Below are 20,202 nucleotides of genomic sequence, written 5' to 3'. Positions count from 1 at the left end.
GTCCGGCATGTGGACTCTTCGGCACTCAGGCAACCCTACGGACGGTTCGGACGTCGTTAAGGGTGAAGGGGTGGCAGTCCGGGCGGGGACCGCCACCCCTCCTCACTCGTCCGGCGGAACCTTTCAGGGGCAGGCTCCGCCGGAGAATCGTCACAGCAGGGGCGGTGGCTCACAGCCACCGCCCCGCTGACGTGTCAGCCGTAGTTTCGGTCGATCGACTGCGACGGCGTCGGGCTCGGCTTGGTCTCGGCCACCCGCTTCTCGCTCGGGTGCGTCCCGGCCTCGACCCCCTTCAGCGTCCCGAGCAACTCGAACTCGGACAGCGTGACCCCACCGGTCGCACCCGTCAGCACCAGCCGGTACTGCGTGTACGACTTCGGCGAGGCGACGCTGAAGGACCGGGTGTACGACGCCCAGGCCCACTTCTCGCCCGTGCGGCGGTCCACCGGCGACCACGTCGTACCGTCGTTCGAACCCTCGAGGACCCATCCGGACGGTGCCGCACCGGTGGCGCCGCTGGTCAGCGTGTACATCCCGACCGGGCGGCCCTGCGGCAGCGCGACCGTGATCGCCGGGTTCGCCCCGGTCAGCGTGACCTGGGTCTTCGCGTCGTTGTCGGTCAGCGCGGTGACGTCCAGGCCGCCGGCCCCGACCACCGCACCCTCGTCCGAGGTGGAGTCCCGCCAGGTCTTCGGGTCCTCGCCCGGGGTGGTGATCGACGGCGGCGCGTCGTTCCGGCCGGTGCCCCACCGCGTCGGCTTGTCGGTCAGCTCGAACTCGATCTTGCCGCCGTTCGCGATCAGGTCGTGCGGCAGCGCCGTCGAGGTCCACTTCTTCCCGTTCACCCGGACGCCCTTGACGTAGACGTTGCGCGCGTCGTTCCCGGGTGCGCTGACGACCAGCTTCTTGCCGCCCGGCAGCCGGACCGTCGCCTTGGTGAACAGCGGCGACCCGATCGCGTACGTCGGCGAGCCCATCTGCAACGGGTAGAACCCGAGCATGCTGAACAGGTACCACGCGGACATCTCACCGTTGTCCTCGTCCCCCGGGTATCCCTGCCCGATCTCGGACCCGAGGTAGAGCCGCGACAGCACCTCGCGCACCTTCTCCTGCGTCTTCCACGGCTGGCCCGCGAAGTCGTACATGTACGCGATGTGGTGCGACGGCTGGTTGCTGTGACCGTACTGACCCATCCGTACGTCGCGCGCCTCGAGCATCTCGTGGATCGTGCCGCCGTACCCGCCGGGGTGCAGGGCGTCCTCCGGCGTGCTGAAGAACTCGTCCAGCTTCTTCGCCAGCCCGTCGCGGCCGCCGTAGATCGCGGCCAGGCCGGCGCCGTCCTGCGGAGTCGAGAACGCCATGTTCCACGCGTTCGTCTCGGTGTAGTCGTGACCCCAGTCGCGCGGGTCGAACGTGGTCGGCGAGTGTCCCCAGACGCCGTCCGGGCCCTTGCCCTGGAAGAACCCGATCGCCGGGTCGAACAACGTAACGTAGTTGCGGGCCCGGTTCAGGTAGTACTTGTAGTTGTCCAGGTACTCCTGCTTGCGGGTGTCGCTCTTCTTCGCGGTGTCGTACAGGTGCTTCGACAGGTTCGCGATGCCGAAGTCGTTGATGTAGCCGTCCATCGACCAGCTGAAGCCTTCACCGGTCGTGTTGGCCGTGTAGCCGTTGAAGGTGGACAGGTCGAGACCCTTGCGGCCGACGTTCTGCGACGGCGGGACCACGGCCGCGTTCTTGAGGGCGGCGTCGTACATCGCCTGGACGTCGATCCCCTTGACGCCCTTGAGGTAGGCGTCGGCGAAGGCGACGTCGGAGCTGGTGCCGACCATCAGGTTCGCGTACCCCGGTGACGACCAGCGGGAGATCCAGCCGCCGTCCTTGTACTGCTGGACGAACCCGTTCACCAGGTCGGCGGCCGAGTCCTGGGCGAACAGCGCGTACGCCGGCCACACCGTCCGGTAGGTGTCCCAGAAACCGTTGTTCACGTACGTCTGGCCGGCCACGATCTTCGAGCCGGTCGTGGTCGGGGTGTCGGTGCCGATCTTCGGCGAGGTCGGCGACGCGTACTTGATCACCGGGTCCTTGCGGGTGCCGGTGTTCTCCGAGCCGTTGTTCGGATAGAGGAACAGCCGGTAGAGGTTCGAGTAGAGCGTGGTCAGCTGGTCGGCCGTCGCGCCCTCGACCTCGATCGTGCGCAGCTTCGCGTCCCACTGCGCCTGCGCGGCGTCCTTCACCTTGCCGAACTTCGACCCGGCCGGCAGTTCCAGCTCGAGGTTCTTCTTCGCTTGGGCCGTGCCGATCAGCGAGGTCGCGATCCGCAGCTCCACCTGGGTCGTCTTCGCCCCGAACCTGAAGTAGCCGCCGACGTTCGCCCCGCCGCCGTCCGACAGCTTGCCGGAGGCAATCACCTTCTCGTCCACCACGCCGTACACGAACAGCCGGCCGGCGCCGGTGGACAGGCCACTCTTGACGTCGCTGAAGCCGGTGACCACCCCGGTCGCGGGGTCGAGCGTCAGGCCGCCGTTGTTGTTGACGTTGTCGAAGATCAGCGACGCCTTGCCCGCCGGGAAGCTGAACCGCAGCATCGCCGCGTGGTCGGTGGGCGCGATCTCGGCCGCGTTGCCGTTGTCGAAGGTGACGCCGTAGTAGTACGGCCGGGCGATCTCGTTGTCGTGGCTGAACGACCAGGCCCGCGCCTTGCGGTCCGCGGTCGGTGTGGCGGCCGTCGACGGCATCACCTGGAAGGTCTGCCGGTCACCCATCCACGGGCTCGGCTCGTGGCTGATCGACAGCGCCTGGATGGTCGGCTTGTTGGCCTCGTTGTTGCCCTTGGCGTAGTCGTACAGCCAGGACGTCGAGCCCGCGTTCGTCACCGGCGTCCAGAAGTTGAAGCCGTGCGGTACGGCGGTCGCCGGGAAGTTGTTGCCGCGCGAGAAGCCCCCGGTCGAGTTCGTCCCGCGGGTGGTGATCGCCAGGTCCGACGGGTGTTTGGCCGCGGTCTTCTGGGCGGCCCGGTCGGGGTTGATCGCGGCGGCGATCCGGATGTCGTCGATCCAGCCGCGGAACTCGGCCGGCCCGGAGGGCTTGTCGTAGCCGACCAGGATCCGGGTCACGGTCTTGCCGGCGGCCACCTTGCCGAGATCGGCCTCGACGTTGTTCCACTGGTTCGTGGACAGGCCCTTGGCGTCACCCTGACCGCGCGGGCTCAGCTCGAAGCCGTGGTGGTCCTTGGCGCGCAGGTCGCTCAGGTACGTCCCGTCGGAGAACGCCAGGTCGAGCGCGGCGAACGTGCTCGGGTAGCTGAGGTCGCCCTCGGTGTGCTCGGGGAAGATCTTGTACGACAGCCGGGTGTCCCGGCCGATCTTCAGGTCGACGTCGGCGATCCGGTTCCAGGTGTAGCCGCGGCCCTCGGCGGTCTGGTGGCCGGCGTACCGGAACGACTTGACGCCGGTGTAGCCCACGCGGGCGCGGGCGTTGTAGGCGCTGGTCGGGCCGGAGTCCAGCCGCGACTCCGCGACCGGGCCGGGTGGCGGGAGCGGGGCGCCGTTCGAGAGGTACCAGTCGGCGAGCTGGACGATGTTCTCGCCGTGGTTCAGCGTGATGTCCAGCTTGAAGAACTTGTACGGCGCTTCGTTGGTGAAGCTGTACTCCTTGGTCTGGAACCGGGTCTCGAAGCTCTCGCCGGTCCGGGTGTCCAGCGTGGTCCAGGTGGTCCCGTCGTTCGAGCCGGACACGGTCCAGTTCTGCGGGTCGCGGCCGTCGGCGTCGTTCGCCGAGGTGAGCGCGTACTTGCGGATCACCACCGGGACCGAGGTCTCGTAGACCAGCCAGCCGGTCGGCTCGAACACCAGCCACTTGGTGAACTTGTCACCGTCGGCCGCGTTGGTGGCGATCTCGCCGCCGCCGGTGTTCTCGCCGTTCGCGGTCACCTTGGTGACCTTGTCCATCTCGCTGCCGCCGATCCCGGTCGGCGTCGGACCGCGGACGCCGTCGGTGCGCGGCTTCCCGTCCGGGCCGGTCTCGACCGTGTCGGCGGGTCCGGGCTGCGGCTGCCCGGACTCGAACGAGGTGAAGAAGGAGGACCCGGTGACCACCGGACGGTCCTCCGACGTGGGTGAGACAGCATTCGCTGGCGTCATGACAGTCGACATTGTCACAACGAGTCCGAGAGACGCGACGAGCCCCAGTGGGCGGCGGAGATTCATCAACGCGCTCCTTGCACGGCCGGCCGGCACCACGGGACCCCCGTCCGCCGGTGTGGGTTGCGCGGCCCCGATGACAAGCTTGTCAGCCCGCGCCCGGGGTGATCCTGCCCAGCATCGTCACCCCTGGTCAATAGTTCGTAGCGCACTGTCGACCCGTGACCAGGGATCGACACTCCGGCGGTAGGTTGAGGGCATGGACGAACGTGTGCTCGTGACCGGCGCCGCAGGGTTCATCGGGCGGGCTGTGGTGGCGGCGCTGCGACAGCGCGGAGTGCTGGTGACGGCGGTCGACCGTGAGCCCCCGGACGTCTCCTGGGACGACGGCGTGCACGTGGTGACCGGGGACCTGGCGGACCAGGAGGTGTGCGTCGGCGCGTTCGAGACCCGGCCGACGTCCGTGGTCCACCTCGCCGCGCTCACCTCGGTGCTGAAGTCGGTCGACGCGCCCATGCAGACGTTCGCACAGAACGTGACCATCACCCAGGTCCTGCTCGAGCTGTCCCGCGGCAGCGGTGTCGACCGGTTCGTGCTCGCGTCGACCAACGCCGTCGTCGGCAACGTCGGGACGTCGACCATCACCGCGGACCTCCCGCTCAGGCCGCTCACGCCGTACGGCGCGACCAAGGCGGCCTGCGAGATGCTGCTGTCGGCGTACTCCGGCAGCTACGGGATGACGACCGCCGCGCTGCGGTTCACCAACGTCTACGGGCCGGGGATGTCGCACAAGGACAGCTTCGTGCCGCGGATGATGAAGGCGGCCCTGAACGACGAGGGCGTCCGGATCTACGGTGACGGCAAACAGCGGCGCGACCTCGTCTACATCGACGACGTCGTCGCGGGCGTGCTGCTCGCGCTCGACAAGGGGTACGACGGCCGGGCGATCATCGGCTCGGGCCGGTCGGTCTCGGTGTTGGAGCTGGTCGAGACGGTCCGAGCGGTCACCGGCCGCCCGGTCCCCGCCGAGCACGTCGAGGCGCCGGCCGGGGAGATGCCGGCGGTCGTCGTCGACATCACCAACGACCTCGGCTACTCGCCGACGGTGTCGCTGGACGACGGGCTCGCGCGCACGTGGCAGTACTTCCGCTCCACGTGAAACCCCAAGGACCCCGCCCCCTCGCTGCCCTCGCGGGCGGGGTGTTGAGGAAGCACTGGCTGCTCGCCGCCTTCCTGGCGGTGGGCGCTGTACTGCGCGTGCTCGCGACCGTCGCCTACCGGCCGGCGATCATCTACACCGACTCGGTGCAGTACCTGAACAACATGAAGGCGCTGAAGCCGGACGCGCTGAACCCGATCGGCTACGAGTTCGTCCTGCGTCCACTGCAGGCCCTAGGCGGCGTCACCACCGTCGTGATCGTGCAGCACCTGGTCGGACTGCTCCTCGGCATCGCGATCTACGCACTGGCCCGTCGGCTCAACGTGTACCGCTGGCTGGCCGCGGTCGCCGCCGCACCGCTCCTGCTCGACGCCTACCAGGTGCAGATCGAGCAGAACATCATGGCCGAGACGACGTTCGACGTACTGCTGGTCGCCATGCTCTGGCTGCTGCTCGGCTGGGGGACACCGGGCTGGAAGCGTGCACTCGGGGCAGGCCTGCTGATCGGGGCTGCGTTCGCGGTCCGGGCGATCGGCATGACTCTGCTGATCGCGGTCGTGCTCTACCTGGTGGTCGTGGGCAATGCCTGGCGTCACCGTCGCCTCGAGGTGGTACGGCGTACGGCGGCAGCCATAGCCGGATTCGCGGTGGTGTTCGGCGCCTATGCGACGTACTTCCACGCGGAGACGGGCCGGTGGGGATTCACCGGCGCGGAGAACCAGGTGCTGTACGGCCGGACCGCCGTGGTGGCCGACTGCGCGAAGCTGCCGCTGAACGAGGGCACCAGGCTGTTCTGTCCCAAGGAGCCGCTCGGTGAACGCCTCGGAGTGGACAAGTACGCGCACAACCACTACGGCGACCCCAACTGGCCGGGACCGCTGCCACCCGGCACCACCAAGCAGGAGCTCGCCTCGGAGTTCGCGCGGCTGGTGATCCGGCACCAGCCGCTGGACGTCACCTGGGCGGCGCTGAAGGACTTCTTCAAGGGGTTCGCGCCGACGCGGACCACGTCGCCGAACGACGTACCGCTGGAGCGCTGGCAGTTCCAGACGACGTACCCGAACCTGGAGGACCCGAACACCGCCAAGGCCGCGGTGAAATGGGGTGGGTCCGAGCCGCACGTGGCGCACGGGCCGGCCGTCATCCTGCGCGCGTACCAACTGAACGGCGGCTACACGTCCGGCCTGGTGCTCGGACTCTGCGTGCTGATCGCACTCGCTGCTGTGGCCGGGCTCGGCCGGGCCAAGACGTCCGGCCTCAGGTCCGCCGCCCTCCTTCCTGCGGCCGCCGGTCTCATCCTGCTCCTGGGCTCGGCCGCCTTCGAGTTCTCGTGGCGCTACCAGTTGCCCGCGCTCGTGTTCTTCCCGCTGGCCGGCGCGATCGGGCTGCGCGCTTTGCTGGGCAAGGACCAGGCGCGCCCGGCGATGGCGGACTACCCGGACGAGGTGGACTCGCTCGCGGTGAAGGACTTCGGTACGCCGTCGTTCGCGCCGATCGTCGTGGTCATTGCCGCGTACAACGAGGCGGCCGGGATCGGGCCGGTGCTGACCGACATGCCGCGGACGTGCGCCGGACTCCCGGTCGACGTACTGGTCGTGGTCGACGGCGCGACCGACGACACCGCCGAGGTCGCTAAGAAGCACGGCGCGTACGTCTGCGTTGCCCCGAGCAACCGCGGCCAGGGCGCCGCGCTGCGGCTCGGCTACCACCTCGCGGCCGAGGGCGGAGCGCAGTACGTCGTGACGACGGACGCGGACGGGCAATACGACAACGACGAGCTCGACGTACTGCTCGAGCCGATCCTGCTCGACCGGGCCGACTTCGTCACCGGGTCCCGGCGGCTCGGGGCGGAGGACGCCGACAGCCGGCTTCGGTGGGTCGGAGTCCGGGTGTTCGCGGTCCTGGCGTCGGTGCTGACCCGGCGGAAGCTCACCGACACGTCCTTCGGGTTCCGTGCGGTGCGGGCGGACCTCGCGACCGCGGTGACGTTGCGTGAGCCGCAGTACCAGTCCTCGGAACTGTTGCTCGGGGCCCTCGCCCTCGGCGCGCGCGTGGTCGAGCTGCCGATGACGATGCGCCGGCGCGGCGACGGGACCAGCAAGAAGGGTCCCGGGCTGGTGTACGGCGCGAACTACGCGCGGGTGATGACGACTACGTGGCTACGGGAGTACGTTCTCCGGCGGGTTCGGCGGCGTCCGGCGCGGGCTTCCTGGCGAACACGTACCGGTCGAACAGCACGAACTTCAGGATGAACAGCACGCCGTACGTGCCGAGGTAGGAGCCGCTGACGATCACCGTCTGCCAGGCGTGCGAGACGGTCCAGTCCTGGACCAGGCGGTCGGTGACCGTGGTGACGATCGCCGCCAGCACCGCGGACGTCACCACGATGATTGCGTACGGCAACAGGTCACGGCCGGCCGGGCCGCGGTGACCCCACGTCCACCGCCGGTTCATCAGGTAGCTCGGCACCGTCCCGGTCACCCAGGCGACCAGGGACGCCACCAGCGCCGCCGTACCGAACCAGTAACAGAGCGCGAACGCCGCTTGGCTGAGCACGGTGGCGACCACCGAGGAGGCCGAGTACTTCGCCCAGAGCAACAAACGGGTCCGGCTCGGGCCGGATCCGTTCGACAGCTTGGTCAGAATCCCCATCGGGCCTATTGTGCACCTCCAGCGTGAACTGAGCCCGTCGCGCCGGATTCACAGCCAATTGCCAGCTTCCGAGTGGGGCCGGTCACGTTAGGAGACCGGGTACTCGGGATAGGAAGGACTGTGAAGGCGACAGACCCACAGGAAGGCGGCCGAGCCGTGCGCGTACTCGTTCTGGGCGGTGACGGTTACCTAGGGTGGCCGACAGCCCTGCATCTGTCGGACCGCGGCCACGAGACGGCCGTCCTCGACAACTTCGCCCGCCGGGGCTACGACCGCGAGCTGGGGGTGCAGAGCCTGGTCCCGATCCAGGAGCTGGAGACCCGGGTCGCGGCCTGGGAGGAAGTCTCCGGCAAGACCATGCCGGCGTACGTCGGCGACCTGCTGGACGCCGACTTCGTCTACCGGGTGCTGCGGGAGTTCCAGCCGGACGCGATCGTGCACTTCGCCGAGCAGCGGGCGGCGCCGTACTCGATGATCGACCGGGAGCACGCGGTCTACACCCAGCACAACAACGTGGTCGGCACGCTGAACCTGATGTACGCCGTCGCCGAGACCAACCCGGAGGTCCACCTGGTCAAGCTCGGCACGATGGGCGAGTACGGCACGCCGAACATCGACATCGAGGAAGGCTGGCTGGAGGTCGAGCACAACGGCCGCAAGGACCGGATGCTCTACCCGAAGAAGCCGGGCTCGTTCTACCACCTGAGCAAGGTGCACGACTCGCACAACCTGGAGTTCGGCTGCCGGATCTGGGGAATGCGGGTCACCGACCTCAACCAGGGCGTGGTCTACGGGCAGGAGACCGAGCAGACCGTGCGGGACAGCCGGCTGGCGACCCGGTTCGACTACGACGCCGTCTTCGGCACCGTGCTCAACCGGTTCGTCATCCAGGCCGTGCTCGGTGAGCCGCTGACCGTCTACGGCACCGGCGGTCAGACCCGCGGCTTCCTGGACATCCGGGACACCGTCGAGTGCATCCGGCTCGCGGTCGAGAACCCGGCCGACGCCGGCGAGTTCCGGGTGTTCAACCAGATGACCGAGAGCTACTCGGTCTCCCAGCTCGCCGACAAGGTCGCGGAGTGCTTCCCCGGCCCGGTCCAGGTCGAGCACCTGGAGAACCCGCGGGTCGAGCAGGCCGAGCACTACTACAACGTGAAGCACACCGGCCTGGTCGGCCTCGGGCTCGAGCCGCACCTGCTGTCGGACACGCTGATCGACTCGATGTTCGACATCGTCTCCGCGAACAAGGACCGCGTCGACCCCGCGGCCCTGCTCCCGACGGTCCGGTGGAAGGGCCACCTGAAGCAGGGTTAGACGAAGAAGCAGAAGATGTGGCCGACCGGGTCGGCGTACACCCGGACGTCGGGTTGCGGCTGGAAGTCCTGCAGCCGGGCGCCGAGAGAGGTCGCGTGCTCGTGCGCGGCCTCCAGGTCGTCCACCTTGAAGTCGAGGTGGAGCTGCATCTGCTGCTCGCGCGCGTCGCTCGGCCACGTCGGCGTGCGGTACGCCGGCTCCGACTGGAACGACAGCTTGGTGTCGTTCGGACCGGTGGCGGTCGCCCAGGTCTCGTCGTCGTCACCGAGCTTCCAGCCGAGCAGGTCGCAGTAGAACCGCGCGAGCTGCCGCGGGTCCGGCGCGTCCAGCACTACTCCCTTGAGTGGAATCATTCTCCGCACGCTAACGGCGCCCACCGACAAGAAGTGTCGGAAGAACGGCAAGGAATCGGTCCTGCCGCCCACGGTCGGCCTGCTCCGCCAGCCACCCGTCCGCGTCGTCCGGCGTGATCAGCGCCTTCTCGACCGCGGCGGCCGCCGCCAGCTCGAGCTGCCGCGTCAGCACACCGTGGTCGGTCACCACGTCGGTGTGGACGACGACCTCGACGTCGTGGAACCCGGCGTCGAGCAGCAGGTCGCGCAGACTCCGGGCTGCCCGCGGAGCCGGAGACCGGGACTCGAGGCCGAGCAGCACGACGTCGGTCAGGTCCTGGTCCGAGCTGTCGACCAGCACGAACCCGTAGTCGTGTCCGCCGAGCACGATGCGTCCACCCGGCCGGATCACCCGGCGCGCCTCGGCCACGGTCGGAACCGGGTCGTCGAGCAGGTGGAACAGCCGGACAGCCCGGTACCCGTCGACCGACGCGTCCTCCAGCGGGAGGTCGTCGGAATGTGCCACGTGAAACATCGCCTCGGGCACCCGCGTCCGGGCAGCCTCGATCGCGGCCGGATCCGCGTCCACCCCGACGACCTTCAGCCCGTCCGCCGCCAGGTCGGCGACCGCGTGCCCGGCGCCGCAGCCGACGTCGACGACGGTCGCGCCGCGGCCCAGGCCCAGCAACCGGTACGACGCCGCCCGCAGCTCCGCCGCCCTGGGCCGCTCCTCGATCCGTTCCAGAACGCTCATGGATCCAGGCTGAAACTTCAGGTCCACCTGAAGTCAACCTGTCACACTTCCCGGCCGGCATCCGTCAGGCTGGGTGGCGGGACGGTCCTGCCACCACCTCGAAACCGGGAGACCAGTGATGAAGTTCGCGAAGACCATCGTCTACGTCGAGGACGCCAAGGCGTCGATCGAGTTCTTCGAGCGCGCCTTCGGCTTCAAGGGCACGTACTGGGACAACGGCGCCGGCATGGTCGACGCCGGCGGCACACAGCTCCACTTCGCCACCTACGAGCTCGGCCAGGGGCACCTGCCCGAGATCGGCAAACCCGGCGCGGTCGCCTTCGAGATCTCGCTGACCAGCGAGGACGTCGAGGCCGACTTCCGGCGAGCGGTCGACGCCGGCGCGCAGCCGGTCAAGGAGCCGGAGAAGTCGCCGTGGGGGCAGACCACGTCGTACCTGCGCTGCCCCGACGGCACCGTCGTCGACCTCGCCTCGCCGGCCTGAGGGCCGGCAGTGGCGCCCTAGTCCATCGACACCTTGTCGAAGCTGGTGGTGGTGAAGCGGACGTCGACGCCGACCTCGTCGCCGACCGCGGGGGGCGCCACCGCCGACGGCAGGAACAGCATGCTGGCCTGCATGTGCGGCGGCTCGGCGAACCAGCGCTGCTTGCCCTCGATCGTGAACGGCGACAGCGCCATCCCGGCCGCGTCCAGGCTGCCCTTGGCCATCGCGATCGCGCGCTGGCGCACGGACGCGGCCGCGGTCGGCGCCTCCAGGCCGACGCCGTGCGCCGTCCCGCCGGACACCACCAGGATGTGGCCGTCACCGTTGACCCGGCGCTGCCGGTAGCCGACCCGCTCGCCGCGCCGGACGGAGTGCACGTCGAGCACGGTGGCCCGCACGGTCAGCGCGCCGCGGTCGCCGAGCCAGAGACCGGTGCCCATCCGCAACCGGACGTCGTCGCCGATGTCGGCCAGCTTCTGCGCCGGGACGTGCGACACCCAGAGCGGTCCCCGGCGGACGTCCTGGGCGGCCTTGCCCAGCTCCGTGGCCTCCCGCAGGTTGGCCGACGTACCGCCGGCACCCATCGGGAAGTGCAGCGACCAGCCCTCGAAGCGGATCCGGTCGAGCGCGTTCAACAGCATCGTGTGCCGCAGTTCGCGGGCGCCGATGCCGTGCCGCCGCATGGACGTCTGCACCTCGATCAGCACCCGGCTGCCGGCCGGGATCGACACCAGGTCGGCCAGCCGGCTGACGGTGTGGATCACGTTCTTGCTCTGCGGGATCTCGTGGAACGGCCGCCACGGCGACAGGACGACGACGTCCTCGCGCGGGTCCGGCGGCACCTCGAAGTACGTGCCGACCGCGACCGTGCGCGCGCCCATCGCGCGGGCCTCGGCCAGCAGCCGGTGGTTGCCGAAGCCGTACCCGTTGCCTTTGGCGACCGGGACGATGTCAGGGTTCCACGTGGAACGCAGATGTTCGCGCCATCGATCGGAATCGACGTGCAGGACTAGGGGCATGGTGTCAACGCCGTCTCATGTAGAGGTCGAATGCGGTGTAGAGCGCCTTGTTCAACGGCAGGTCCCACTCACCGACGTACTCGACGGCCTCGCCGCCGGTGCCGACCTTGAACTGGATCAGCCCGACGTGCGGGTCGTTCGGGTCCAAGGTGTCGGTGATGCCCCGTAGGTCGTACACGGACGCGCCCGCCGCGAGCGCGTCCGACATCATGCGCCACTGGATCGCGTTCGATCCGCGCACGTCCCGCTTGGCGGTCGAGCTGGCACCGTAGGAGTACCAGGAGTGACCGCCGACCCGGACCCAGATGGTCGAAGCGACCAGATCGCCTTCGTGGTAGGCGTTGTAGATCCGGAAGTCACAGCAGTCGGCGGGCTGGTTCGCCATCGCCGCATGCATCTTCTCGAAGTACGGCAGCGGCCGCGGCGTGAAGTGGTCCCGCTCCGCGGTCTCGACGTACAACTGGTGGAAGGCCTTGAGGTCCTCGGCGCCGCCCTGGGTCACCTCGACGCCGGCCTTCTCGGCCTTCTTGATGTTGCGCCGCCAGAGCTGGTTCATCCCCTTGAGCAGGTCGTCCTCGCCGCGGCCGGCCAGAGGGACCTGGAAGACGTACTGCGGCTGCCCGGCGGCGAACCCCTCGCCGGTCCGCGGCGCCTTCCAGCCGAGCGCGCGCAGCTGGGTGGTCACGATCGCGCCGGACGGCTCGATCACGTCCGCCCGGACGTCACCGAGCTTCGGCTGCTGACCGCCGGCGATCGCGTCCTTGATCGTCTTCGCGCTCCAGCGGCGGGTGGCCACCGGGGGGCCCATCCGGACGCCGAACGCGCCGCGCTCCTGCAGGTGCGCCGCGAGCGGGCGCAGGTACTTCGCGAGGTCGATCGCGTCCCAGTCGATCACCGGGCCCTCGGGGAGGTACGCCAGGTACCGCTTCACCTTGGGCATCTGCCGGTAGAGCACCAGGCCGACGCCGACCAGGTCGGCCGGGTTCGCCGGGTCGAACCAGCCGAGTGACTCCGCCTTCCACTCACTCTTCACCGCCGCCCACCCGGGGGTCTGCAGGAAGCTCGCCGACGGCTGCGTCGCGATGTAGGCGGCGTGCTCGTCGGCCGAGATGGTCCGGATGCTCAAGTCACTCACGGTCGGTCAGGTTACCGGCCCGGCGCTGTGAACCGTAGCCGAGCCGGTTTCCCTGGGGACTACCGCGCGAGCAGGTCCTCCGAGACCTCCCACAAGCGAGTGGCCGACTCCGGATCGAGCGCGTACGCCGCGACGCCGCTGTACTCGCTGTCGCCGCGGGGCAGGGCCTCGTTGTTGTCCTCGAAGTACCGGCCGGTGACGCCGTCGACGAGCGGGGACGCGGCCAGCAGGACCGAGGTCGACGCACCCTGCTCGGGGGTCTTCCACGGGAAGTCCTTCCAGGCGTCCAGTTGCTCGGCCTCGAGGTGCCGCTGGAGCGCCGTCCGGATCCCGCCCGGCATCAGCGCGTTGGTGACGATCCCGTCACTCGCCCAGCGCTTGGCTGCCTCGACGGCGAACAGCACGTTGGCGGTCTTGGACTGCCCGTACGCCAGCCACGGGTCGTACGCGCGCCGCTCGAAGTGGAGGTCGTCGAGGTGCACGTCCGAACGCAGGTGTGCGCTCGAGCTCACCGAAACCACCCGGGCGCTGCCCGCCTGCGCAAGAGCGCTGTGTAGTCCGGTGGCCAGACCGAAGTGGCCCAGATGGTTGGTGGCGAACTGGTGCTCCCAGCCCTCGGGCGTGCGGTTGAGCGGCTCAGCCATCACCCCGGCGTTGTTCACCAGGATGTGCAGCGGGCCGTCCCAGTTCTCCGCGAACGCCCGGACGGACGCGCGGTCGGCGAGCTCGAGCGGTGCGACGAAGACGTGGTTGTTGCCGGTGGTCTCGATGATGTCGGCCGCGGTGCGCTCACCGGCGGCGGTGTTGCGGACGGCCAGGGTGACCTCGGCGCCGGCCGCGGCCAGGGCGCGGGCGGTCTCGACGCCGATCCCGGACGCGCCGCCGGTGACGACCGCGCGACGGCCGGAGAGGTCGACGCCGGCGATCACCTGCGCGGCGGTCGCGTCGGCGCCGAAGGGGGTGGTGATTCTGCTCATCAGGTGGGTCCTGTTCTGCGAGCTAGGATTAACCGGAGGATCCTCCGGTAGGAGTTCCAGTTAACTGGAGGGTCCTCCGGTAATCAAGTCCGATAGGTTCTGAGGGCGGAAGGGAGGGGAGATGGGCACTGGCGAGCGCCCCCTGCGGGCGGACGCGCAGCGGAACCGGGACCAGATTCTGGCCGCGGCCGCGCGGGCGTTCTCGACGTGCGGCCTCGAGGCGACGCTCGAGGGGATCGCGAAGGACGCCGGTGTCGGCATCGGCACCCTCTACCGGCACTTCCCGACGCGTGAGCTGCTGATCGAGGCGGCGTACCGGAACGAGCTGGCGGCCATCTGCGACGCCGCACCCGAGTTGCTCGACTCGATGCCGCCCGCGGCGGCGCTGCGGGCGTGGATGGACCGCTACATGGACTACATGACGCGGAAGCTCGGCATGGCCGACGCACTGCGCGCGGTGATCGCATCCGGCGCCAACCCGTATGCGCAGAGCTTCGAGCTGCTGGTCGGCGCGATCAAGCCGTTGCTGGCGGCCGGCGCCGCGGCCGGAGACCTGCGCTCGGACGTCTCGGCCGACGACGTCCTCGTCAGCATCAGCGGGGTGGCCCTGGCCGCCGGGAAGAACCGCGACCAGGCGGACCGGGCCCTCAACCTGTTGATCGACGGCCTGCGCTACCAGGGTTCGTGACGTGCGCACAGTCGCGTTGGTGACCGGGTCGGCGTCCGGGATCGGCGCAGCGACCGCCCGTCGGCTGGCCGCGGACGGGATGACCGTCGCGGTCCACTCACGATCGAGCCGGGACGCAGGGATCGCGCTGGCGAACGAGCTCGGCGGCAGCTATCACCAGGCCGATCTGGCCGACGACGTGGCGGCCTCGGATCTTGTCCCGGCGGTGCTGGCCGAGCACGGGCGGCTCGACGTCCTCGTGAACAACGCCGGGATCAGTTGGCCGGTGCCGCACGCGGAGCTGGACGCGTTGACCGCGGACGACTGGCGCCGGCTCCTGGACGTGAACCTGATCGCGCCCTGGCTGTTGTGTACGGCGGCCTTGCCCGCCCTGCGCGAGTCCGAGGGCTGCATCGTGAACGTCACCAGCCACGCCGGCGTCCGGCCGAAGGGAAGCTCGGTCGCGTACGCCGCCTCGAAGGCCGCGCTGAATCACGTGACGAAACTGCTGGCCGCCGCACTCGGACCGTCGGTCCGCGTCAACGCGGTGGCGCCCGGTCTCGTCGACACCCCGCTCACGGCGTCCTGGACGGCGGCCCAGGAGCTGTGGAAAAGCTCGAGTCCGATGGGGCGCGCGGCGCAGCCCGCCGACGTCGCCGACCTGATCTCGGCGGTCGTCCACAACTCCTACCTCACCGGCGAGGTGATCCTGCTCGACGGCGGGCTGAATCTCCGCTGAGTTCTGTCGGTGCGGCCCCCTACGATCGCGGCCGTGTCCTTGGGTCGAGACTTCCGGCGGCTGTGGGTCGCGTTCACCGTCAGCGCCGTCGGATCGGCGGTCGGCCTCGGGGCGTTGCCGCTGATCGCCGTACTCGCGCTGGACTCCACCACCTTCCAGGTGTCCATGCTGGCGGCGTTGTCCGCGGTCGCCGGGGCCGCGCTCGCGTTGCCGCTGGGCGACGTCATCGAGCAGCGGCGGAAGCGGCCGGTGATGATCGCGGCCGATCTGGTGCGGTTCGCGGTGCTGGTGAGTGTGCCGGTCGCGGCGGCGTTCGGCGTACTGACCTACGCGCAGCTGTGTGTGGTCGGTGTCGTCCAGGCGGCGGCGACGATCGCGTTCCAGGCCGCGAGCGGTGCGCACCTGAAGGCGTTGATCCCGGCCGAGGGGCGGGCCGAGGCGAACAGCCGGTTCGAGCAGACCAACTGGATCTCGCTGAGCGTCGGCCCGGCGATCGGCGGCGCGCTCGTCAGCCTGGTCGGCGCGACGATCACGCTGGCGGTGGACGCGGTGTCGTTCCTCGGATCGGCGCTCGGCATCCGGCGGATCCGGCAGCCCGAGCCTGAGCCGGTACGACGGGTCGGGCGGGCGGACCTGACGGCCGGGTGGCGGTACATCTTCGGTCATCGCGGGCTGCGCGCGCTGTTCTGGAACTCGCAACTGTTCGGCGGTCCGGTGATGATGACGTCACCGCTGCTGACGGTCTTCATGCTGCGCGATCTCGGGCTCCCTGCGTGGAACTACGGCGTCTCACTCGGGGTGTGCTGTCTGGGCGGCGTGCTGGGCGCCCGGCTCGCGCCCCGGCTCACCCGGCGGTACGGACTCCACACGATGCTGCTGCTGTTCGGCGTACTGCGGGCGCCGTGGTTGCTGCTGTTGCCGCTGGCGCCGAACGGTTGGGGCGGATTCGTCGTGATCACCGCCGCCGAGACCGGGCTGCTCGTGGCCGCCGGGGCGTTCAACCCGTCGTTCGCGACGTACCGGATGGACGTGACCGAGGACGGGTTCATGGCGCGGGTGGTGGGCTCGTGGGCGATCACCTCGCGGTGCGTTCAACCGGCGTTCATGGCGCTGGGTGGGGTGCTGGCCGCGCTGATCGGGCTTCGCGGTGCCCTGTGGGTCGCTGGTGCGTGCTGTCTGACCAGCGCCTTCGTGCTGCCGTGGAAGGCGGCTAGACCAGCCCCATTGCCAGAGCCAGTCTGACCACGTTGCCCATGATCCCGTCGGGCTGCTTGTCCAGGTAGGCGATCGCCTTGTCCGGCGGGAGCACCAGCACCTCGATCACCTGCTCGCCGTCGTCCGGGTTGGTCGGCTCCTGCTCGATCACGACGTCCGCGACCACGTTGGCCCAGTACGAGACCGGGTGCGGCAGGTGCGGGCGGTACGGCTCGGGCCGGCGGTGCTCGGCGCGGTGCGCACCGAGCCAGGTCATCGGCCCGGCCGGCCGGGCGCCGGCCTCCTCGAGCAGCTCGCGTTCGACGGTCCGCTCGATCGTCTCGCCCGGCTCCCGGGTGCCGCCGGGGAGGAACCGCCAGCCGAGGTCGTTGCCGCAGACAACGATCCCACCGGCGGTCCGGCCGAGGACGTGCACGTTGCTGATCAGCTCGTCCGGCGGCTCCTCGGTCTGGAACCGGACGTCGAGCTCACCCCAGGCCCAGTAGTCCGGCGCGAAGAGCTCGGGAAACCGCTCGGGCCAGGTCTGCATGCCGAGCATTGTCCCGCGCTGCGCTACCGTCCCCCCATGGCGGCCCCATCACCGGACCCATCCCAGGACCCTGCGCCCGATCCGACCCCGGACCCTGCGCCTGACCCTGTGCGTGAGCCCACCCCGGACGCCGACCCGAAGCCGGACGGGCCCGACGTCGAGGACGCACGTCGTACCACCGGGCGCCTGCTCGCGGGCTGCGCGGCGCTGACCGGGTTGGTCGGCGTCTTCCAGCTCGGCGAGATCATCGACGGTGCCGACGAGTACGGCGCCGCCGCGTGGGCCGGCGTGATCGTCGGCTTCCTCGCCCTCCTCGGCATGATCGCCCTGTACGGCGCCTGCGCGCTGGACCGGGCCACGCTGCGGACCCGGCTGATCGGCCGGCTGGACGTGTTCCGGCTCGCGACCGTGCTGCTCCTGGTCGCCGTCGCCGCCGGCGTCCTGATCCCGACCCGCAACACCACCGCCCTCGCGTTGCTGCTGCCGTGGGGCATCAGCTACTGGGTGCACGGGCTGGAGACACCTACTTCAGATGAGCCCTGAGGTAGTCGATGTCAGCCTTCTGACCGTGGTCGGCGTTCGGCGTCTCGACCACCACCGGCGCGCCCGCGGCCTGCACGACCGCGACGATGTCGGCCGGGTCGATATGGCCTTCCTCGAAGTTGCTGTGCCGGTCCGCGCCGGAGCCGAACTCGTCCCGTGAGCCGTTGGCGTGCACCAGGTCGATCCGGCCGGTGATCGCCATGACCTTCTCCACGATCGTCGGCAGCTCCTCACCGGCCGCGTGGAAGTGGCAGGTGTCCAGGCAGAAGCCGACGTTCTCCAGCCGGTCGTTCCCGGACGACTGCACCGCGTCCCACAGCCGGGCGATCCGGTCCAGCTGGCGGGCCATCGCGTTCTCCCCGCCGGCCGTGTTCTCGATCAGCAGCGGCACCGGCAGCTCGGCGCGCTCGATGCACTTGCGCCAGTTGTCGAATCCGGCCTCCGGGTCGTCCTCGTCGCCGACGTGCCCGCCGTGCACGATCACGCCCTTGACCGCGATCTCGGCCGCCTTGTCCAGGGTCTGCTGGAGCAGCTTGCGGCTCGGGATCCGGATCCGGTTGTTCGTGTTCGCCACGTTCAGCCGGTACGGCGCGTGCACGTACAGGTCGACGCCCGCGGCGGCCGCCCGCTCCTTCAGCGCCTCCTCGCCGTCGGCGTACGCGAGCTTCGGCGCCTTGTAGTCCTGCGGGTTGCCCAGGAAGAACTGGACCAGGTCGGCTCCCCGGTCGGCCGCCTCGGCCAGCGGGTCCTGCTGATCCACGTGCGCACCCAGCTTCAACGTCATGGACCCACCCTAAGACCGGCGACCGACAGTTCAGGAACCCCAGCCGACCGACCGCGTCACCGGACGGGAATCGTGTGCCGGAGGCTGGACCGGACGGCCTTCGAACTCGGTCGACAGCACCACGTGCGTGTTCATCTCGCCGTGTTCGCCGAGCCGTTCGAAGAGGCCTTCGAGGTGTCGCATCGACGTCACGCGGACCCGCAGCATCGAGCAGGAGTTGCCGCTGAGCTTGTGGATCTCGAGCACCTCGGGGAAGTCCTCGGCCCGCGTGGTCTTGAGCAGGCAGCGCCCGGTCGTGCAGCGCATCTGGACGAAGGCGGACAGTGGCTGGCCGGCGCGAGCCGGGTCCACCTGGGCCCGGTAGCCGACGATCACGCCGGAGTCCTCCAGCCGCCGTACCCGGTCCGCGACGGCGGGTGGCGACAGGTTGACCCGCTTGCCCAACTGGTTGAAGGACAGCCGACCGTCGGCCTGCAATTCGGCCAGGATCTGCCAGTCGGTTGCGTCCAGCTCACGCTCCTGAAAGGTCATGTCCCCAGAACACCTTCGGTTTTGCAACCACACAAGCCCGAACGCCTTACGTCAGCTCTTCAGCATCGGTAGCCGGCTTTCTAACGTGGTACGTATGTTGATCCCCGTCGTGCTGGCCGCAGCGCTGATGAACGCTGCCATGGTCGCTGCCAGCGCGATGAGCACCATCCTGGTCGCCGACAGGCTGAGCCCGGGCCTGGCCGGGCTGCCGAACACCGCCGGCGTCCTGGGGACCGCAGCCGGTGCACTCGCCGTCGGACGCTGGACCGCGCATCAAGGCCGCGCTCAGGCCCTGCGGATCGGGTACGGCGTCGGCGTGTCCGGCGGAGCGTTGTGCGTCCTGACCGCGGTGGGTGCTCACCTGTCGTTGCTCTTCGCCGGCATGTTCCTGATCGGAGTCGGCAACGCCGCGAGCCTGCTGTCGCGGTACGCCGCCGCGGACGCCGTACCGGCCGCTCGACGCGCTTCGGCCATGAGCACGGTCGTCTGGGCGAGTACGGCCGGCGCAGTCGGCGGACCGTTCCTGATGGCGCCGTCCCAGTCCTTCGCCAGGTCGCTCGGCCTGCCTGCGCAGGCTGGGCCGTTCCTGCTCGCACTGGCCACCGTGTTCGGCGCGCTCGTGGCTTCGGTCTACATCCGGGCGAGCCGGGTGAGTGACGAGCCCCCACTGGAGCAGCGGGCGCGGATGGCGGGCGCCGGTCGTACGCCGCTCTTCCTTGCGGCCGGGGTGATGATCGTCGGCCACCTGGTGATGGTTGCGCTGATGAGTTCCGTCCCTGTGCACACGCATCTGCACGGCGAGGGGCTCGGGGTGCTGGGAGTGATGCTGTCGGCGCACACGCTCGGCATGTTCGCCCTGTCTCCGTTGACGGGCTGGTGGATCGACCGCTCCGGCGCGCGACCGGTGATGATCTCCGGCCTGGTGCTGTTGATCGCTTCCGCCGTACTGGCGACGCAGACCGGTCTGGTGTTCACACCGGCGCTCTTCCTGCTCGGCTACGCCTGGAACCTGTGTTACCTCGGCGGCAGTGCGCATCTGGTGTCGGCCGCGCAGGAGAGCAGAGTGGAGTCGTCCATCTGGGCAGTCGCCGCGCTGGCCTCGGGTACGTCGCCCTGGCTCTTCACGCTCGGCGGATTCCCACTGCTCGCCGGCCTGGCCTCACTGCTGGCCGTCCCGCTCCTACTCCTGACTGTGCGGCGCGCTTCTCCGCGAGTGCGGCTCTAACCTT

Annotated in this window: 19 protein-coding genes; 9 read left to right on the top strand and 10 right to left on the bottom strand. The window is 69.7% G+C overall.

From position 1 onward, the window contains the following. Positions 1-194 precede the first annotated feature (194 nt). Positions 195-4,094, bottom strand: coding sequence for a GH92 family glycosyl hydrolase (locus tag ACQPYZ_RS35765; RefSeq protein ID WP_433163828.1), 3,900 nt, complete (start codon positions 4,092-4,094; stop codon positions 195-197). 304 nt (positions 4,095-4,398) lie between these two features. Here ACQPYZ_RS35765 and ACQPYZ_RS35760 point away from each other — a divergent pair, with 304 nt between their 5' ends. Together ACQPYZ_RS35760 and ACQPYZ_RS35755 are read left to right on the top strand one after the other, a co-directional pair. Beyond that, positions 4,399-5,298 (top strand): NAD-dependent epimerase/dehydratase family protein, encoded by a 900-nt coding sequence (locus tag ACQPYZ_RS35760; RefSeq protein WP_433163827.1) that lies wholly within the window; start codon positions 4,399-4,401, stop codon positions 5,296-5,298. A gap of 44 nt (positions 5,299-5,342) precedes the next feature. After that, positions 5,343-7,550 (top strand): glycosyltransferase family 2 protein, encoded by a 2,208-nt coding sequence (locus ACQPYZ_RS35755; protein ID WP_433163825.1) that lies wholly within the window; start codon positions 5,343-5,345, stop codon positions 7,548-7,550. Here the strand turns inward: ACQPYZ_RS35755 and ACQPYZ_RS35750 are convergent. After that, on the bottom strand, positions 7,450-7,950 hold the full coding sequence (locus ACQPYZ_RS35750) for a GtrA family protein (RefSeq protein ID WP_433163823.1): 501 nt from the start codon (positions 7,948-7,950) through the stop codon (positions 7,450-7,452). The genes ACQPYZ_RS35755 and ACQPYZ_RS35750 overlap by 101 nt on opposite strands. 156 nt (positions 7,951-8,106) lie before the next feature. Between ACQPYZ_RS35750 and ACQPYZ_RS35745 the strand changes: the two genes are divergently transcribed. Then, entirely contained in the window at positions 8,107-9,264 is a 1,158-nt protein-coding gene (locus ACQPYZ_RS35745) for an NAD-dependent epimerase/dehydratase family protein (RefSeq protein ID WP_433163822.1), read from the top strand. Here the strand turns inward: ACQPYZ_RS35745 and ACQPYZ_RS35740 are convergent. Beyond that, positions 9,261-9,617 (bottom strand): VOC family protein, encoded by a 357-nt coding sequence (locus tag ACQPYZ_RS35740; RefSeq protein WP_433163820.1) that lies wholly within the window; start codon positions 9,615-9,617, stop codon positions 9,261-9,263. The genes ACQPYZ_RS35745 and ACQPYZ_RS35740 overlap by 4 nt on opposite strands. Positions 9,618-9,627: 10 nt before the next feature. Then, positions 9,628-10,350 carry a methyltransferase domain-containing protein gene (locus tag ACQPYZ_RS35735; protein ID WP_433163818.1) on the bottom strand — a complete coding sequence of 241 codons (723 nt, stop codon included), beginning with the start codon at positions 10,348-10,350 and terminating at the stop codon, positions 9,628-9,630. A 118-nt stretch (positions 10,351-10,468) separates the two neighbouring features. Between ACQPYZ_RS35735 and ACQPYZ_RS35730 the strand changes: the two genes are divergently transcribed. Next, positions 10,469-10,834 carry a VOC family protein gene (locus ACQPYZ_RS35730; protein WP_433163817.1) on the top strand — a complete coding sequence of 122 codons (366 nt, stop codon included), beginning with the start codon at positions 10,469-10,471 and terminating at the stop codon, positions 10,832-10,834. A gap of 17 nt (positions 10,835-10,851) precedes the next feature. On the opposite strand, the gene ACQPYZ_RS35725 is transcribed toward ACQPYZ_RS35730, so the two are convergent. Genes ACQPYZ_RS35725 through ACQPYZ_RS35715 form a run of 3 tightly spaced genes read right to left on the bottom strand, consistent with a single transcriptional unit; the run spans position 10,852 to position 13,965 of the window. Further along, entirely contained in the window at positions 10,852-11,853 is a 1,002-nt protein-coding gene (locus tag ACQPYZ_RS35725; protein ID WP_433163815.1) for an alanine racemase, read from the bottom strand. Positions 11,854-11,857: 4 nt separating this feature from the next. Next, entirely contained in the window at positions 11,858-12,988 is a 1,131-nt protein-coding gene (locus ACQPYZ_RS35720; RefSeq protein ID WP_433163814.1) for a lipid II:glycine glycyltransferase FemX, read from the bottom strand. 59 nt (positions 12,989-13,047) lie between these two features. Next, entirely contained in the window at positions 13,048-13,965 is a 918-nt protein-coding gene (locus ACQPYZ_RS35715; protein ID WP_433163813.1) for an SDR family NAD(P)-dependent oxidoreductase, read from the bottom strand. A gap of 121 nt (positions 13,966-14,086) precedes the next feature. Here ACQPYZ_RS35715 and ACQPYZ_RS35710 point away from each other — a divergent pair, with 121 nt between their 5' ends. The 3 genes from ACQPYZ_RS35710 to ACQPYZ_RS35700 are packed head-to-tail and all read left to right on the top strand — an operon-like array spanning position 14,087 to position 16,613. Further along, positions 14,087-14,653: a TetR/AcrR family transcriptional regulator gene (locus ACQPYZ_RS35710; protein ID WP_433163811.1), complete on the top strand. Its 567-nt coding sequence runs from the start codon at positions 14,087-14,089 to the stop codon at positions 14,651-14,653. Between the two features lies 1 nt (position 14,654). Continuing rightward, positions 14,655-15,371 (top strand): SDR family NAD(P)-dependent oxidoreductase, encoded by a 717-nt coding sequence (locus ACQPYZ_RS35705; RefSeq protein WP_433163810.1) that lies wholly within the window; start codon positions 14,655-14,657, stop codon positions 15,369-15,371. Between the two features lie 33 nt (positions 15,372-15,404). Further along, positions 15,405-16,613, top strand: a complete 1,209-nt coding sequence (locus tag ACQPYZ_RS35700) for an MFS transporter (protein ID WP_433163809.1) — start codon at positions 15,405-15,407, stop codon at positions 16,611-16,613. On the opposite strand, the gene ACQPYZ_RS35695 is transcribed toward ACQPYZ_RS35700, so the two are convergent. After that, positions 16,582-17,115, bottom strand: coding sequence for an NUDIX hydrolase (locus ACQPYZ_RS35695; protein ID WP_433163807.1), 534 nt, complete (start codon positions 17,113-17,115; stop codon positions 16,582-16,584). The genes ACQPYZ_RS35700 and ACQPYZ_RS35695 overlap by 32 nt on opposite strands. Positions 17,116-17,223: 108 nt before the next feature. Here ACQPYZ_RS35695 and ACQPYZ_RS35690 point away from each other — a divergent pair, with 108 nt between their 5' ends. Continuing rightward, the gene (locus ACQPYZ_RS35690; protein ID WP_433163805.1) at positions 17,224-17,658 is read left to right on the top strand and encodes a hypothetical protein; all 435 of its coding nucleotides are present in this window, start codon (positions 17,224-17,226) and stop codon (positions 17,656-17,658) included. Here ACQPYZ_RS35690 and ACQPYZ_RS35685 read toward each other — a convergent pair. Both ACQPYZ_RS35685 and ACQPYZ_RS35680 read right to left on the bottom strand, forming a co-directional pair. Further along, positions 17,639-18,442: a deoxyribonuclease IV gene (locus ACQPYZ_RS35685; protein ID WP_433163804.1), complete on the bottom strand. Its 804-nt coding sequence runs from the start codon at positions 18,440-18,442 to the stop codon at positions 17,639-17,641. The genes ACQPYZ_RS35690 and ACQPYZ_RS35685 overlap by 20 nt on opposite strands. 30 nt (positions 18,443-18,472) lie before the next feature. Beyond that, positions 18,473-18,973, bottom strand: coding sequence for an Lrp/AsnC family transcriptional regulator (locus ACQPYZ_RS35680; RefSeq protein ID WP_433163802.1), 501 nt, complete (start codon positions 18,971-18,973; stop codon positions 18,473-18,475). Positions 18,974-19,067: 94 nt separating this feature from the next. Here ACQPYZ_RS35680 and ACQPYZ_RS35675 point away from each other — a divergent pair, with 94 nt between their 5' ends. Then, positions 19,068-20,198 (top strand): MFS transporter, encoded by a 1,131-nt coding sequence (locus tag ACQPYZ_RS35675; RefSeq protein ID WP_433163800.1) that lies wholly within the window; start codon positions 19,068-19,070, stop codon positions 20,196-20,198. The last annotated feature ends 4 nt before the right edge of the window (positions 20,199-20,202 follow it).

Source organism: Kribbella sp. CA-247076, assembly GCF_050942445.1.
In the GTDB taxonomy this organism is placed as follows: domain Bacteria; phylum Actinomycetota; class Actinomycetes; order Propionibacteriales; family Kribbellaceae; genus Kribbella.
The sequence above is the reverse complement of the archived record's forward strand: the minus strand, read 5'-3'. Positions and strand labels throughout refer to the sequence as shown.